The 14,874-nt window shown below is 66.8% G+C and carries 13 protein-coding genes; 6 read left to right on the top strand and 7 right to left on the bottom strand.

What is annotated here, in order from left to right:
• Positions 1 to 228: 228 nt before the first annotated feature.
• From ABL838_RS11105 to ABL838_RS11095, 3 genes are all read right to left on the bottom strand, one after another.
• Positions 229 to 1,182, bottom strand: a complete 954-nt coding sequence (locus ABL838_RS11105) for a hypothetical protein (RefSeq protein ID WP_418125342.1) — start codon at positions 1,180 to 1,182, stop codon at positions 229 to 231.
• A gap of 20 nt (positions 1,183 to 1,202) precedes the next feature.
• Positions 1,203 to 2,507: a glycosyltransferase gene (locus ABL838_RS11100; RefSeq protein WP_418125341.1), complete on the bottom strand. Its 1,305-nt coding sequence runs from the start codon at positions 2,505 to 2,507 to the stop codon at positions 1,203 to 1,205.
• A 145-nt stretch (positions 2,508 to 2,652) separates the two neighbouring features.
• A complete protein-coding gene (locus tag ABL838_RS11095) occupies positions 2,653 to 3,567 on the bottom strand; it encodes a protein NO VEIN domain-containing protein (protein ID WP_418125340.1) in 915 nt (304 codons plus the stop codon).
• A 96-nt stretch (positions 3,568 to 3,663) separates the two neighbouring features.
• Here ABL838_RS11095 and ABL838_RS11090 point away from each other — a divergent pair, with 96 nt between their 5' ends.
• The 3 genes from ABL838_RS11090 (at position 3,664) to ABL838_RS11080 (ending at position 7,453) form a co-directional block, all read left to right on the top strand.
• The gene (locus ABL838_RS11090; protein WP_126024268.1) at positions 3,664 to 4,224 is read left to right on the top strand and encodes a hypothetical protein; all 561 of its coding nucleotides are present in this window, start codon (positions 3,664 to 3,666) and stop codon (positions 4,222 to 4,224) included.
• Positions 4,221 to 5,456 (top strand): PrsW family intramembrane metalloprotease, encoded by a 1,236-nt coding sequence (locus ABL838_RS11085; RefSeq protein WP_418125339.1) that lies wholly within the window; start codon positions 4,221 to 4,223, stop codon positions 5,454 to 5,456. The genes ABL838_RS11090 and ABL838_RS11085 overlap by 4 nt, the downstream gene beginning before the upstream one ends.
• A 95-nt stretch (positions 5,457 to 5,551) precedes the next feature.
• Positions 5,552 to 7,453: an ATP-binding protein gene (locus ABL838_RS11080; RefSeq protein ID WP_418125338.1), complete on the top strand. Its 1,902-nt coding sequence runs from the start codon at positions 5,552 to 5,554 to the stop codon at positions 7,451 to 7,453.
• On the opposite strand, the gene ABL838_RS11075 is transcribed toward ABL838_RS11080, so the two are convergent.
• Positions 7,426 to 8,226, bottom strand: a complete 801-nt coding sequence (locus tag ABL838_RS11075; protein ID WP_418125337.1) for a DUF1266 domain-containing protein — start codon at positions 8,224 to 8,226, stop codon at positions 7,426 to 7,428. The two genes, ABL838_RS11080 and ABL838_RS11075, sit on opposite strands and share 28 nt — an antisense overlap.
• A gap of 277 nt (positions 8,227 to 8,503) precedes the next feature.
• Here ABL838_RS11075 and ABL838_RS11070 point away from each other — a divergent pair, with 277 nt between their 5' ends.
• Positions 8,504 to 9,085, top strand: coding sequence for a PadR family transcriptional regulator (locus ABL838_RS11070; RefSeq protein WP_418125336.1), 582 nt, complete (start codon positions 8,504 to 8,506; stop codon positions 9,083 to 9,085).
• A gap of 56 nt (positions 9,086 to 9,141) precedes the next feature.
• Entirely contained in the window at positions 9,142 to 9,987 is an 846-nt protein-coding gene (locus ABL838_RS11065) for a siderophore-interacting protein (RefSeq protein ID WP_418125335.1), read from the top strand.
• A 47-nt stretch (positions 9,988 to 10,034) separates the two neighbouring features.
• Here ABL838_RS11065 and ABL838_RS11060 read toward each other — a convergent pair whose 3' ends face one another.
• From ABL838_RS11060 to corA, 3 genes are all read right to left on the bottom strand, one after another.
• Complete coding sequence (locus tag ABL838_RS11060; RefSeq protein WP_418125334.1) at positions 10,035 to 11,567, bottom strand: DHA2 family efflux MFS transporter permease subunit; 1,533 nt, start codon at positions 11,565 to 11,567, stop codon at positions 10,035 to 10,037.
• On the bottom strand, positions 11,564 to 12,037 hold the full coding sequence (locus ABL838_RS11055; RefSeq protein WP_418125333.1) for a MarR family winged helix-turn-helix transcriptional regulator: 474 nt from the start codon (positions 12,035 to 12,037) through the stop codon (positions 11,564 to 11,566). Before ABL838_RS11055 ends, ABL838_RS11060 begins: the two co-directional genes overlap by 4 nt.
• Positions 12,038 to 12,109: 72 nt before the next feature.
• Positions 12,110 to 13,087, bottom strand: coding sequence for a magnesium/cobalt transporter CorA (gene corA, locus ABL838_RS11050; protein WP_418125332.1), 978 nt, complete (start codon positions 13,085 to 13,087; stop codon positions 12,110 to 12,112).
• A gap of 232 nt (positions 13,088 to 13,319) precedes the next feature.
• Here corA and ABL838_RS11045 point away from each other — a divergent pair, with 232 nt between their 5' ends.
• On the top strand, positions 13,320 to 14,837 hold the full coding sequence (locus tag ABL838_RS11045; protein WP_418125331.1) for a sensor domain-containing diguanylate cyclase: 1,518 nt from the start codon (positions 13,320 to 13,322) through the stop codon (positions 14,835 to 14,837).
• Positions 14,838 to 14,874 lie beyond the last annotated feature (37 nt).

Below are 14,874 nucleotides of genomic sequence, written 5' to 3'. Positions count from 1 at the left end.
CAAATAATGCCCCTTTTCTATTTCACGCGAATCCTATTTGACGTGTATCTGCGCCAGAAAAGCTGGCCTGCTCTACTCCCTGCAGCGAGATACAAAGCTCTGACTTTGGCGTATCCCTGGGAGTATTCGGGGGCGCGAATGGGCGCCATCTGAACGCGACGATCAGCGAGCTATTTCCGCAGCGTAAATGTCCAAGTCCAGCTTGATGCCGCGCTGCCCGATCGAATCTCAGAACCGGATGATCCACTCCCCACGCAGATACCGATACTGGTAGCTCGGCCCCGCGAAGGTGGTGCTGCGGCTGTAGCCGGCGCCGAAGCGGAACACGTGCGCGCCTCTCACGGGGCTTTGCAGGCTCACGTCGAGCAGCCTCGTGGGCTGGCTCATGTCGTGGTTGATGGTCTCGTTGCCGAGGCCTGCGGTCACGGAGGCGGTCCATCCCTGGAAGCGGTGGCGCCAGCCGATGGCGAACATCGACTCGCTGTAGCTCGTGGGGTTGAAGTAGGCCCTGTCGACGTCGTCGTGGGTGCTCCGGTATGTGCGGTAGCGCGCCTGCAGCGTGAGCCCGAGGTCGAGCGAGGGCTGGTAGATGAGCCGCAGGCGTCCGTGGTCTCGCCGGTTGCCGTCTGAAAAGTACTGCTGCGCGACGAGGCCCACCAGGGTGACGTGCTCGCCCAGGCGCTGGTCGGCCGCGACGCCGACGAAGGTGAAGTCGATGCCCCTGTCGAGCGACTTCGGGGTTTCGACCCAGTCGCGCGTGATGAGGAATTCGACCGCCGTGCTCTTGGTGGGCGATATGCGGTAGCTGCCGTCGAGCGTGAGCAGCGTGTGGCCGCCCTGCTCGAACACGCCGGCTTCCATGGAGCCGCCGTCGGCGGTTCGGGTTTCTATGTCGCGCGCGAGGAAGGTGAGCTTCTGGCCGCTTCTTTTCCAGTTGTCCTGCTTGTATCGGTAGTCGCCGAGCCTGAAGCCGAGAAAACGGTCGGCATTTTCAAAGGCAGGAAAGAATTCGACGGACACGCGGCGTGACTGGAAATGGTCGCTGTCGTTGGTCAGGTAGAACTCGGGGCCGAAGGCCATGGTCTTGGGCTTCTCTTCTTCCTGCGCCTGGCAGGAAGCGGCGGCAAGCAGTGCGAGCGCCGGAACAAGAAGAAAAGAAGCGGTGGCCGAATTTCGTCTCATCGGTTTCATCGATGCCTGGGTCATTTGGTGCCCCAGGACTTGGGCCTTTTGAAGAGCTCGTCCAGATATCCGAGAACGCTGGCCGGCTGAAGAATCAGGCTGTAGAGCAGCACGTAGATGAAGAAGCCCTGGAAGTTCTTTCGCACGACGAGCCCGGTTTGCTTGAACATCCGGCGCTCGATGGAAAACATCAGCAGGCTCAATGCGAATGCGGCCGGTATGAGCGCAAGGGTCATCGGGCCGACGATCCAGAAATAGCCGAAGAGCGCGAGTACCAGCCCCGGAATGAATCCGATGGTGTAGGCCAGGTCGAGCCACGGAAAAAGCAGGTTCCAGTAAATGAAGAAGGTCGAAAGCCGCGGCTGCAGAAGAATGCCCGGGTGCTTGGCGAAGGCCTCGGTCATGCCGCGCGCCCAGCGCTGGCGCTGCTTCACCAGTTGGCGGATGCTGGTGGGCACGTTGGTGAAGAGGCAGGCGTCCTCGCTGTGGCCGATGCGGTAGCCGGCTTTCAGCAGGGCCCAGGTGAGCACGATGTCTTCACCCACGCATTCGGGCCAGCCACCGACTTCTTCGAGCGCGTCGCGGTCGTAGAGGGAGAACGCGCCCTGCGCCACCAGCGTGCCCTGGAAGAGCGACTGCACGCGCTTGATGGCCGCGATGCCGTGGAAGTAGTCCCATTCCTGGCAGCGGGTGATCCAGTTGTAGCGCGAGTTGCGCACCAGGATTTTTCCGGCAACGGCGCGCGTATTGGGCGGGTCGGAGTGGTAGCGCTCGACGATGCTGGTGAGCGCGCCTTTGTAGAGGAATGAATCGGCATCGACCGTGATGACGATGTCGTGCAGCACCTGCTTGAAGCCGATATTCAGGGCGCGCGCCTTGCCGCCGTTCTGCTTGAGGTCGACAAAAGTGATCCACGGATACCGGGCGCAGGCGCCCTCGACGACGGTGGCGGTGCCGTCCTTGGAGCCGTCGTTGATCACGAGGACCTGCAATTCGCCGGGGTAGTTTTGCCGCTCGATGCTGACGAGGGTTTCCTCGATGGAGGCTTCCTCGTTGTACGCGGCAATCAGGATGGATATCGGGGGATAGACGGAGAGCGCGGTACGCGGCGGCCTTTTGTCCAGAAGCAGGCTGATGGCCAGGAAGGCATTCATGAACCCCGGAACGATGGCGATGCCATAGACCAGGAAAACCGCCAGCACCATGCCGACATGGGTGGTCAGCTCAGTCAGCCAGGCCTGGGCGGCCCATATGGAGAAAGCAACCCAGGCAACCGAGCCGACCAACGCGATGAAGAACTTGCCCGATACGGGCAGGTAGATCATCGAATGGGACGTTCTTGGGCTGCTCTGGGTCATATCGCCTGGTGACAATTCCGCAAAATGTAATCTTCTGCGGAGGCGATGAATAGTCTGGTTACGCCCACAGGGCTGGTTTACAACAGTCGGGGATCGGGGCGCGCGGGCCAGATCACGAGGGGTCGTAGCCCGGCGCAGAGCTGATTTCCGTCGGCTTGTAGATCTTGTGCTGCGCCATGCCGGTGCCGGCATCTGTTACCACCAGCAGGCGCCACAGCGGCTCGCGCACGGAGCAGTCGCTTTCTTCCTTGCTGAGCTTGAAGCTGGGCACGCCGGGCGCGGTGCCCTTGACGGTCACGCGCAGCAGGGTCTGGCCCTTGGCGTTGGACACTTCGAGGTCGAAGCCCTTGCCGGTCATGTTCTCGGCCTTGTAGCCGTAGCCGGTGAAATGCTTGACGACGTATTCGAGGGCGGCGGCCTGCACGGCTTCGGGCGTGGCCTTTTCGTCGTCGGCGGCCTTGGCGGCGGCGGAGAGTTTCTGCGGAATGTTGCCGCGCTCCCTTGCGGCCTGCACTTCGGCTTCGCTCGGCGCCCAGCCGCGCGGGCCGCGCACGAGCACGGCGAGTTTCTGTTCGGGCTCCCAGCTGGCCACATGCCATTCGTCGTCGTCGCGCACGCGGGTGGACACCTTGGCGTCCTTGTTGCTCTCGACTTCGAGAATGGCGATGCGGTTGGTCTGCACTACGGCGCGAAAGCCGTTGCCGGCGTCGTAGCTGCGCTTGAGCAGCGCGAGCCTGTCTTTTGCACGCTGCAACTGCTGGGCGTTGCGTTCGCCGCCGCCGGCGCGGTGGTGGGCGTCGAGCGATTCAAGATAGAACCAGCGCCCACTGGCCGACACGTTGACCCATTCGGCCCAGATGGTGGCGATGACGTTGTCGCCGGTGGCCAGCCACGCGTGCTCGAATGGTTTGTCGCGCGCGTCGAACACACCCATCTTGGCGACGATCTCGACCGGCGTGAGCCGTGGGCCCTTGAGCCGCATCTCGTCGATCACAGTGAGTACGCGGGGGTCGACTTCCTTGTCCATTCAGTGGAATTCTGCTGAGTTTGAGGGGGTGGGGAGTATGCCGCATCGCCCGGCGCCGACGCCCGTGCGCAGGCAATCGTATGGCACGATCAACGGATGAACGAGCCCTCACGCCGCATACCGTATCGCACCTGGCCTGGGGCGCTGGCGGTGCTCCTCGCCATTGCCGCCTACGTGGGCGGCCTCACCTGGTGGGACCGCCACACGCCGGGCAACCGGCCGCTGCAGCCGGGCGAAACGGTCGAGGCGGGCCAGGCCAGGTTCGTGCCGGCCGAGGGTTGGGAGATGGACGTTTCGCGCTCCAAGGCGGGCCAGTCGCTGATGCTCTTCAAGGGCGGCCACAAGTTCCTGGTGACGACCTTCCCGTGGGCGGGCGGGCCCGATGGCCCTCTCGTGCGCCAGCAGCGGCTGATGGAGCGCGGCCAGCGCCTGCAGATCGACGGCGACGTGTCGGACTTCATCACCTCCTGGGGCCTGCAGGGCAAGACCTTCGCCTACTACGGCTCGAAGCTGGCGGGCCGGTTCTGGCAGGTGGTCGACGTGCGGCGCAAGTCGCTGGTGCAAATCGACTTCTGGGGCTCCAGCGACGGCATGGACGACGCGCTGCAGGAGGCGCGCTCGATGCTCGACTCGATGGACCTGGAGGCGCCGCAATGAACATGCCGGTGTTCGACCAGGGCGACCAAAGCGGCCAAGGCAGCCAGCAGGTGACCGAGGTGGCCGGCTGGCCCGTCGGCACCGACTCCTTCTTCCAGCCCCGGCGCGTGGCCTTCTGGGTGCTGGCGGCGCTGATATTGAACGGGCTGTTCTACACGGTCTACATGTTCTCGCTGGGGGTGCGGGTGGTGCCCGTTACCGCCTTCCTGGGGCTGACGGTGTGGGGCATCTACACGATGCTCTTCGTGCAGGCCTTCCGCACGCTCGACCTGCTGGAGCAGCACCCGACGGAGGCCTATGTGCTGGCGTTCGCATGGGGCGGCATGGGCGCCGTGTACTTCGCGGCGCCGGCCAATGTCGCCATCCAGAGCCTGTGCGCCAAGCTGATTTCGCCGGAGTTCGTTGCCACCTGGGGGCCGGCCATTGCGGGGCCGGTGACGGAAGAGTTTTTGAAGCTCGCGGGCGTCGTCCTGCTGGTGCTGGTGGCGCGAAACCAGTTCCAGACATATCTGTCGGTGCTGATCGTCGGCGCGATGGTGGGGCTGGGCTTCCAGGTGGTCGAGAACCTGAGCTACACGGTCAAGTCGGCGGTGCACTTTCCGCTGGAGAACCAGGTCTATCCGGTGCTTCTGAACCTGTTCACGCGCGGGCTGCTGAGCGGGCTGTGGAGCCACGCGGCCTACACGGCGATCGCGTCTTTCGGCGTCGCCTGGTTCCTGCTGCATCCGCAGCGGCCGATGGTGGTGCGCGTCGCGGTCGCGGTGCTGTGCTTCGTGCTCGCGTGGGCGATGCACTTCATCTGGAATTCGCCCTTCCTCGAAGACCTGTTCGACGGCGGCTATGGAGAGATGGCGGTGATGCTGGTCATCAAGGGCCTGCCCGCGATCATCGTGGCCGCCCTCTTCTGGCATGTTGCCGCGCGCGAGAACGGCACCTACCTGCATGCGCTGGCGGCCTGGTTCGTGCCCGAGCGCGACCTGATCCAGGACGACGAATGGGTGCGGCTGGGCGCGCCCATGCAGCGCTACAGGGTGCGCCGCGAAATGGGCTGGACCTACGGCTGGCGCGCAAGGCGCCTGAAGACGCACCTGCAGCGCGAGCAGCTGCGGCTGATCCGCAAGGCCGCCACCTACGGGCGCGGGCCGCAGACGCTGAAGCACGAGACGGCGGTGAGGCGGCTGCGGGCCAAGCTCGACCCGATCATCGCGGCAGGAATCACGGCAAAGACCTGAGGCGTTGGTTTCTCGCGATGACGGGCAATTCCTGCCCCGAATTGTTAAAAAAGATTGCTAAAGTCGTACGCGTCATGCGACGACAACAACAAGAAATGCTTGGACTGCGCCTGCTGGCGCTGCTGGTGCTCCTCTTGCTGGGCACCGGCTGGAGCTTCCCCGCCAGGGCCGTCAAGCTTGTCGAACAGGCTCAGCTCACGCTGACGCTGCATGGCAAACACCCCACGGACCAGCCGCCCGAGCCGCACGCGGTGCAGCTGCCCTACAACTGGGACCAGCGGCAGGGCGCGGTCGATGGCGAGGCGGCTTTCGCGTTCGACGTTCCCGTCAACGACCCGAGCGTGCCGCACGCGCTGTTCGTGCCGCGCATCGGCAACAGCTTCAGGGTGCTGGTCGATGGACGGGAGTTGGCGCGATTCGGCACCTTTCCGCCGGGGCCGTACGACGATGCCTCGTTCACGCCGCAGTACTTCGCGCTGCCGGATTCATCGGCCCCGGTGCGGCGCGTGGAGATCGTCGTCGCCGCGCAGGCCGCACGCCAGGGCGGGCTCTCGCCAGTGGTGGCGGGCACCGAGGCGGAGATCCGGCCGCTGTATGAAGACGCGCTCTTCTGGCAGATCAGCGGCGGGCGCTTCATCGCCATCGTGAGCGGCGTGCTCGGGGCGCTGTCGCTGCTGGTGTGGCTGCGGCAACGCGAGTCGCTGTACCTCTACTACGGCCTGGGCGAGCTGCTCTGGTCGGTGCAGACGGCGCGGGTGCTCTTCACCCATGCGCCGCTGCCGTGGCCCTGGTGGGGCGTGGTGCCGTTGGCGGCCTTCCAGGCGGCGGTGCCGCTGCTGTGCCGCTTCGCGCTGTCGGTGGTGGGCAAGGGAGACTCGCGGCTTGCGCGCTTTCTCGGCCTGCTCGCGCTGCTGTCTCCGGTGACGGCCACGCTGGGCATCACGGTGCCGCTGCTGTGGCTGATGCCGGCGTGGCAGATCCTCTTCTTCCTGTCCGGCCTGGCGATGGTCGTGGTCGTGCTGCGGGTGGCGGTGCGCAGCCCGGTGCTGGAGCACCGCGTGCTGGGCGTGGCGGTGGTGCTGGTGGTGCTGAGCGCCGCGCGCGACAACTGGGTGATGCGCACCTCGCCCGAGGCCTATGCGGTGGTGCCGTGGATCCGCTTCGCGTGGGTGGGCTTCGCGATCTCGCTGGCCTGGGTGATCGCCGAGCGCATGCGCAAGGACGTGCGCGCCGTGGCGCAGATGAACGCATCGCTCGAGGCCGAGCTGGCCGAGCGCAACGCGGCGCTCGAAGCCGTCTTCGCGCGCGAACGCGAAGGCGAGAAGGCACGCGGCGCGCTGGAAGAGCGCCAGCGCCTCACGCAGGACCTGCACGACGGCCTCGGCGGCCAGCTGGTCGGCCTGCTGCAGATGGCCCAGCAGCCCGGCGCCGCCATGAACGACGTGGCGCTGCACCTGCGCGACGCGGTCGACCAGCTCAAGCTCACGGTGGACGCCATGCACGGCTGCGAAGGCGACGTGGCCTCCGCACTCGGCAGCGTGCGCTACCGCCTCGGCCCTCGCCTGCAGGCTGCCGGCATCGAGCTTCGGTGGGACGTCGGTTCCCTGCCCACGATGACGGGCTGGACCGCACGCGAATCGCACCAGCTGCAGATGCTGCTGTTCGAAGCCTTCGGAAACCTGATGGCGCATGCGCAGGCGACGCAGGCCGGCCTTGGCGCGAGGCTGCTGGAAGGCTCCGGGGAACGCGCCATCGAGATCGAACTGCAGGACAACGGCCGCGGCTTCGACACGCAAGCGGCGTTCGCCGGCAAGGGCCTCGCGAACATGCGCACGCGCGCCGCTGCGCTGGGAGGCACGCTCACCGTGCGCTCGAAGCCCGGCGAAACCAGCCTGCTGCTGCGCCTGCCGGTACCGGCGGCATCGACGACGCCGGGCGAGCCCGGGCGGGAAACGGGCCGGCCGCCGCTTCAGCCGGCAAACGGCACGCTGCGATAGGGACTGCGCGCGTCGCTCAGCAGCAGGCGGTTGGTGCGCAGCAGGTGCTCTTCGCGCGCATCGGAATACTTCCAGATCAGGCCGCCGGCGATGTAGGCAGCGCTCACCTGCGGCCAGCTGCCGTACGCCTCGCGCACCTGACTGGCGAGCCCGCCGGCAAAGCCCGCGAACTCCGCGCGCTCGATGTAGCCGAGCTGCACCGCCCAGCGCGACAGGCTGGCCAGGCGCACGGCGTCCCACGCGACCAGGCTGGATATGTCGGCGGGCGAGGCCTTGAAGTGCTTGCGCAACTCGTCCACCCAGCTGCGGCTGCCCGCCATCAACTGGGCCAGGTCCGCCATCGGCTTGCCGCTCTGCGCCGAGAGCTCGCGGTAGTCCAGGCTCTTGCGCGCCTTGATCTGGAAGAACGAGGGGAAGAAGGCGTCCATCGCCATGCGCAGGACCGCTGGCGTTTCCTGCGTTGCCGTGTCGATCGCGGCAATGGCGTTCCACAGGGACCGGTAGGCCGATCGCTGCCCTTCCTCGACGAGCCATCGGGCGGTCTGCTCGAAGCTGGCACGGTCGTGCACGCTCCACACGTCGGCGATGCCTTCGCGCAGCACGTCGTTGTCCTTGCCGGTGGCCACCGCGTTCACGAAGTCGCCGTTGAAGGCGGACAAGGGCGCGCTGAGCGTGACCAGCCATTGCTCCTGGCCCGAGAGCGCCTCGGCGGCGTCGAAGTGAAGCTTGTCGTTGTCCATCATCGCGTGGCCGAGCGTGTCCATCATCCCCATTGAAACTCCCTGTGTTCGAAGCGCCCATGCATCCAGCGGATGCCAGGCAGGTTGACAAATGGTGGGGCCGCACGCGCGGCGAACTGGCGCCGGATTGGCGTGGCAGGCACGCCGCAGCCCCGAGGAAGGGCAGATGTTAACCAGAACGGACGTCCGGACATCCGATGAATTCGGGCCTTGGCCAGGAAGAGGCACGCCCTTCGTTCCGGGTATCGATTTGACTAAATTTTAGATATATCTAAAATAATTCAGACATACCTCAAGAAGGATCCCCACCATGAGACATTTCCACTTCGGCCACGGCCATCACCACTGCAGCGTCGCCCGCGGCGAGCACGACGACGGCCTTTCCGGCAGCGGCCGCGGTCATCGCGGCGGACGTGGCGGCGGCGGGCGCGTGTTCGGCCATGGCGGCCTGCGCTTCGTGCTGCTGCAGCTCATCGCCGACAAGCCTTCGCACGGCTACGAACTCATCAAGGCCATCGAAGAGCGCCTCGGCGGCAGCTACGCGCCCAGCCCCGGCGTGGTCTACCCCACGCTCACGCTGCTCGAGGAGATGGGCTATCTCAGCGTAGACACCGCCGACGGCAGCGGCCGCAAGAGCTACAGCATCACCGGCAGCGGCCGCGAGTTCCTCGCGGCCAACCGCGAGATGGCCGACGCCATGATGGCCCGCATGAGCGGCGGCGTCGACGGCGCCGGCCCGCGCGGCGGACGCCCGCCGCAGGTCACGCGCGCCATCGAGAACCTCAAGCTCGCGATGCGCATGCGCCTGACGGGCGCGCCGCTGACCGATCAGCAGGCGCACGAATTTGCCGCGGTGCTCGACGCCGCGGCCCAGCAGATCGAAAGGATCTGAAGGGCCGAGGGCAACCCGAATCCCAACCAACCCTGTCTCGCAACAGGATTTCCGCAATGACTGACTTCAGTACATCACCAGCGTCCACGGCCCCCATCGTGCCGGACCGCACGCCCCGCCGGGTGCGCCACGAGCTGCGCTTTCGCCGGCTCGCGGTGAAGACGGTGCAGCGCGTGACGCCGCACCTGATCCGCGTCACGCTCGCCGGCGACGACCTCGCGGGCTTCTACAGCCCGGGCTTCGACGACCACGTGAAGCTGTTCTTTCCCGACGCCGCCACCGGCAAGCTGAGCCTGCCCACCATGGGCCCCGAAGGCCCGGTGTGGCCCGAAGGCCGCCCCACCATGCGCGACTACACGCCGCGCAACCACGACGCGAAGGCCGGCACGCTCGAGATCGACTTCGCGCTGCACGAGGCCGGTCCGGCCACGCAATGGGCCGAGCAGGCGAAGCCCGGCGACATCCTCGGCGTGGGCGGCCCGCGCGGCTCGTTCATCGTGCCGACCGAATTCGACTGGCACCTGCTGATCGGCGACGACACCGCCCTGCCCGCGATCTCGCGGCGCCTGGCCGAACTGCCCGCCGGCTCGCGCGCGGTGGTGCTGGCGGAAGTCGACAGCGAAGCCGACGAGATCGCGTTCGACACGCAGGCCGAGCTCACCCTGAAATGGGCGCACCGCCGAGGCACCGAGCCCGGCCTGAGCCCCGTGCTTGTCGACACGCTGAAGGCCATGAAGCTGCCTGCCGGCGACTTCCACGCGTGGGTGGGCTGCGAATCGGCCATCGCCAAGGCGCTGCGCGCGCATCTGGTGGGCGAGCGCGGCGCGAACCCGAAATGGACGCGGGCCTCGGGCTACTGGCGCCGCGGTGCGGTGGCCACGCACGATTCGCACGACGAGTGAGTGGGCTTGCTCCTTCCCCCCGCTGGGGGAGGGAGAAATGTCGGGGGTCAGTGCGGCACTTCAGCCGGGCCTGAAGCCGCCGCGCTGCGCCTCGGGCTGCGTATCAGCAACAGCAGCGGAATCGCCAGCACCGTGATGATCATCATGATGGCGAAGTCGTCGAGGTAGCCGATCAGCGCGCCCTGCCGCGTCACCTCGGCGTTGAGCAACGCGAGCCCCGTGGCGGTGTCGGGCGACATCGTCTGCGGCAGGGTCGCGAGCGCCGCGTTGCCCGGCGCCACGGTCGAGGCGATCTGCGCATGCGCCCTGCTCGAGCCTTCGGTCAGCAACGCCTGCACGATCGAGATGCCCACGCTGCTGCCGATGTTGCGCAGCAGGCTGAAGATGGGCGTGCCCTGGTTGCGCAGCCTCGGCGCCAGCGTGGCGAAGGTGGCGGTGGAAAGCGGCACGAAGGTGAAGCCGATGCCCAGCCCCTGGATGAAGCCCGAGACCACGATGAGCGTGCTGTCCATCTGCAGCGTGAGCCGCGTCATCTGGTAGAGCGAGAAGGCCGTGAGGCCGAAGCCCAGCGCCATGATCGCGCGCACGTCGATGCGCTGCACCAGCCGCCCGACGATGATCATCGCGATCATCGTTCCCACGCCGCGCGGCGCGGTCACCTCGCCGGTGTAGATCACCGGGTAGCCCATCAGCCCCTGCAGGAAGTTGGGCAGCAAGGCCATGGTCGCGAACAGGATCATGCCGACGATGAACGCGAACAGCAGGCCGGTGACGAAGTTGCGGTCCTTCAGCAGGTCGCGGTCGAAGAAGGAGACGCCCTGCACCATCCAGGTGTGGACCACGAAGAAGCAGAAGGCCACCAGCGCGGCCGCGGCTTCGAGCTTGATCTCCCACGACTCGAACCAGTCGAGCTGCTCGCCGCGATCGAGGAAGAGCTGCAGCATGCCGATGGCGATGCTCAGCGTGACGAAGCCGAAGATGTCCAGTCGCTCGCCCTGCGGCCGGCTCTCGGGCAGGTAGCGCGCGATGCCCCAGAAGGCGAACACGCCCACCGGCAGGTTGATGAAGAACACCCAGCGCCAGTCGAAGTTCTCGGTGAGCCAGCCGCCCAGCAGCGGCCCGAGGATGGGCCCGACCATGATGCCCGCGCCCCAGATGGCCATGGCCTGGCCGACCTTCTCGCGCGGGTTGATGTCCAGCAGCACCGCCTGCGAAAGCGGCACCAGCGCCGCGCCGAAGATGCCCTGCAGCAGCCGCGCGGCCACGATGCCCACCAGCGAGGTCGCCAGCCCGCACAGCGCCGAAGCCACGGTGAAGCCGATCACCGAGATGATGAAGACGCGCCTGCGCCCCCAGTGCCCGCAAAGCCAGCCCGTGAGCGGCAGCGCGATGGCCGAGGCCACGATGTACGAGGTGAGCACCCAGGTGATCTGGTCCTGCGAGGCCTGCAGGCTGCCCTGCATGTGCGGCAGCGCCACGTTGGCGATGGTGGTGTCCAGCGCCTGCATGATGGTCGCCAGCATGATCGAGATGGTGATCATGCCGCGGTGCGGCACGGTGGTTCCGGGCGCGACGCTCATGACGACCTGCGGCCGGCCGGTGAAGCGATCTCCACGAGGCTGCCGTGCACCCGCGCGAGCAGGCCCAGCAGCTGGGCGCGCTCGGCCTGCGAGAGCACCGACATCACGCGGGCGTTGAGCCCGTCGCTGATGCTCAGGGCGCTGTCGAGCGCCTTCTCGGCGCTGGGCTCCAGGTGGATTCTGTTGACGCGGCGGTCGGTGGGGCTGGGCTCGCGGCGTATCCAGCCGGCGGCGGCCATGCGGTCGCACAGGCCGGCCACGGCCATGGGGGTGAGGTCGAGCCGCTGCGCCAGTTCGGCCTGCGAGAGCGGCTCTTCTTCGTCGCCGTGCATCGCCAGCGCGCCCAGCAGGCGGCACTGCGCGCTGGTGAGCCCGATGCGCTCGCGCGCGAGGCGGTCGAACTCCTCGCTGTAGAGCTTGCCCACGCTCTTGACGAGGAAGCCGAAGCGCTGCGTGAAGTCCCTTTTCATAAGGGACTTGATTGTCTACATGTTTATTAGTTGAGCATTAGCAACGAGCGCGTCCGAGGCTCTTGGGAGTCTCTAGAGCCAACCTGCTCGCCTGAACCGGTAATAGAGATAGCCGCAGGTGCTCACGATGAGCCCCAGCGCGATGCCATAGCCGTAGCGGAATTTCAGCTCCGGCATGTTCTCGAAGTTCATGCCCCAGATGCCGGCGAAGGCGGTGCACACCGCGAAGATGCTGGCCCAGGCCGCGAGGCGCTTGATGACCTCGCTCTCCTCGATGGTGACCATCGACAGGTTCACCTGGATCGCCGTGGCGATGGTGTCGCGCATCGCGTCGATCGACGCGTTGATGCGCGCCAGGTGGTCGCCCACGTCGCGGAAGTATTCCTGCGAGCTCATGCAGATCTGCGGCACGCGCCCGCCGTGCATCTTGCCGGCGGCCTCCACCAGCGGCGCTACCGCGCGCTTGAGGACCATGCTGCGCCGCTTCAGGTCGTAGAGCTGCTTGATCTTGTCGCGCGCCGCGCCGCCCTGGCCGAAGATCTGCTGCTCGATGGACTCCAGCTCCACTTCCAGCGCGTCGATCACCGGGAAGTAGCGGTCAACCACCGCGTCCATCAGCGCGTACAGCACGAAGCCGGCGCCGTGGCGCAGCAACTCCGGCTCGCGCTCGCAGCGCTCGCGCACGCCCAGGAAGCCCTGCTTGCTGCGGTTGCGCACCGACAGCACGTAGTTGGCGCCGACGAAGACGTCGACCTCGCCCACGTTCATGCAGTGCTCGCCCTCGGCCGAGGGCTCCACCAGGTGCATGACGACGAAGAGCGAGTCGCCGTATTCCTCCATCTTCGGGCGCTGGTGACCGTGGTGGGCGTCTTCCACCGCCAGCGGATGCAGGCCGAACTCCTTCTGCATCTCGCGCAGTTCCTCGTCGGAGGCATCGCTCAGCGCCACCCAGACGAAGCAGCCGGGCCGGCTGATGTATTCGCTGATGTCCTCGACCGATATGTCGGCGAGCTTGGAGCCGTTTTCGTAGGCGACGCAGTTGATCAGCATCGATGCCCTCGCAGTTCACGTTGGTGGAAGCCTTCGATGGTGCCACGGGCCTCCCGCTGCCGCCGGTGGGGCTGTCGCCGGGGCTTCGGCCGGCTCGGCTAGAGTTCGCCATGGTCCGGCCGGCGCGAGACCGGTGAACGCAGTCCAGCGGCGCAGCGCAGACGCCGCAACGCACAAGATGGGGAAAAGGGAGGAAGTCGATGAGAAAAAGCTTGTTCGAGGAGTCGCTCAAGTGAAGCGGGACGTTCGCCTTGCGAAGACCCTGCTCGCGGCCGTCATGATCTCGGTGTCGGCAGCCACCGGCTGGCAGCTCTGGATATCGCGCGAACAGACGCTGGCCGCAGCCGACACCAACAACCTCAACCTTGCCCAGGCGCTGAACATCTACGCCGAAGGCATCTTCACCCAGAGCGACATGCTGCTGCAGGGCGTGACCGAGACGCTGAAGGCCGACGGTCACCCGCACGCGCACCTGCAGCGCGTGCAGTCGCTGGTCGAGCGGCAGAAGCGCCTGCTCGACCCGCTCGACGGCGTCGCCGTCCTCGATGCCAGGGGCGACTGGCTGATCTACTCCAAGGGACAGGTTCCGCCGGGCACCAACAGCGCCCATCGGCCCTACTTCGTGCATCACCGAGACAAGCGCTCCAACGATGTCCTCATCAGCCCGCCGCTTCGCAATCCGTTCACCGGCGAATGGGGTATCACGGTCAGCCGACGCCTCGAAGACGACAAGGGCCAGTTCGCAGGCGTCGTCGTCATCGGCCTGGGCCTGCAGAACTTCCTGCGCGCATTCGGAACCATCGCCCTGCCCGACACCGGCACCATCGGCCTGAGCACCAACACGGGGCAGATGCTGGTGCTCTACCCCTACCGCGAGAAGTACGTCGGCCTCGACTTCTCGAAGTCGGTCAATTTCCAGCGCCACTTCTCGGGCACTTCGGGTACCGCATCGTTCCGCTCCAGCGTGGATGGAACGAAGCGGCTCTACGCCTTCCGCAAGAGCGACCGCTACCCGGTGCTGACCACCGTGGCGGTGGGCCGCGACCAGGCGCTGCAGGCCTGGAGGCACCAGGCACTGCTGACGCTCGCCGTCGTCGGCGCCCTGCTGACCGCGGTGGCGGCGGTGGGCTGGAAGCTGATCATCAACATCGGGCGGCGGATCAGGGCCGAGGCTTCGCTGATGGCCGCGCGCGAGGACCTGCTGCAGGCCAACCGCCGGCTGGAGATCTTGGCGACGCAGGACCCGCTCACCGGCCTGGCCAACCGCCGCAGCTTCGACGAAGTGCTGGCGCAGGAATCCCGCCGCGCGGCCAGGGAAGGCACGGCCCTGTCGCTGCTGCTGCTGGACCTGGACTGCTTCAAGAGCTTCAACGATGCCTATGGCCACGTCGCCGGCGACCAGTGCCTGAGGGCCGTCGCGATGGCGCTCAGGCGCAGCATCAGGCGCCCGGGCGACCTGGTCGCGCGCTACGGCGGAGAGGAGCTGGCGATCGTGCTGCCCAGCACCGGCCTGCAGGGCGCCCGCAAGGTCGCGGAACTCATGCTCGAACAGGTGCGCGCGCTCGGCATCACCCACAGCGAGAGCCCGCATGGGCAGGTCACCGTCAGCATCGGCGTGGCGACCCTGCAGGACCCGCAGTCGCACGCGCCGGAGCAGCGGCTCGTCGAGGCGGCGGACGCCGCGCTCTACAAGGCCAAGCAGGGTGGACGCAACTGCTGGGTCAGCCAGGAGGAATGGGTGGCGGGCTGAGCCTCATGCGGCTCTGAAGCAGGCGGGCCGGGCGGAA

The organism is Variovorax sp. 160MFSha2.1, assembly GCF_048305075.1.
Taxonomy (GTDB): domain Bacteria; phylum Pseudomonadota; class Gammaproteobacteria; order Burkholderiales; family Burkholderiaceae_C; genus Variovorax; species Variovorax guangxiensis.
The sequence above is the reverse complement of the archived record's forward strand: the minus strand, read 5'-3'. Positions and strand labels throughout refer to the sequence as shown.

Bases quoted from the DNA above. Each gene is read 5' to 3' on its own strand.
- ABL838_RS11060 (WP_418125334.1), bottom strand. From the start codon at position 11,567: ATGAGCGTCGCGCCCGGAACCACCGTGCCGCACCGCGGCATGATCACC.
- ABL838_RS11055 (WP_418125333.1), bottom strand. From the start codon at position 12,037: ATGAAAAGGGACTTCACGCAGCGCTTCGGCTTCCTCGTCAAGAGCGTG.
- ABL838_RS11080 (WP_418125338.1), top strand. From the start codon at position 5,552: ATGCTTGGACTGCGCCTGCTGGCGCTGCTGGTGCTCCTCTTGCTGGGC.
- ABL838_RS11075 (WP_418125337.1), bottom strand. From the start codon at position 8,226: ATGGGGATGATGGACACGCTCGGCCACGCGATGATGGACAACGACAAG.
- ABL838_RS11070 (WP_418125336.1), top strand. From the start codon at position 8,504: ATGAGACATTTCCACTTCGGCCACGGCCATCACCACTGCAGCGTCGCC.
- ABL838_RS11105 (WP_418125342.1), bottom strand. From the start codon at position 1,182: ATGAGACGAAATTCGGCCACCGCTTCTTTTCTTCTTGTTCCGGCGCTC.
- ABL838_RS11065 (WP_418125335.1), top strand. From the start codon at position 9,142: ATGACTGACTTCAGTACATCACCAGCGTCCACGGCCCCCATCGTGCCG.
- ABL838_RS11090 (WP_126024268.1), top strand. From the start codon at position 3,664: ATGAACGAGCCCTCACGCCGCATACCGTATCGCACCTGGCCTGGGGCG.
- ABL838_RS11100 (WP_418125341.1), bottom strand. From the start codon at position 2,507: ATGATCTACCTGCCCGTATCGGGCAAGTTCTTCATCGCGTTGGTCGGC.
- ABL838_RS11095 (WP_418125340.1), bottom strand. From the start codon at position 3,567: ATGGACAAGGAAGTCGACCCCCGCGTACTCACTGTGATCGACGAGATG.
- corA (WP_418125332.1), bottom strand. From the start codon at position 13,087: ATGCTGATCAACTGCGTCGCCTACGAAAACGGCTCCAAGCTCGCCGAC.
- ABL838_RS11085 (WP_418125339.1), top strand. From the start codon at position 4,221: ATGAACATGCCGGTGTTCGACCAGGGCGACCAAAGCGGCCAAGGCAGC.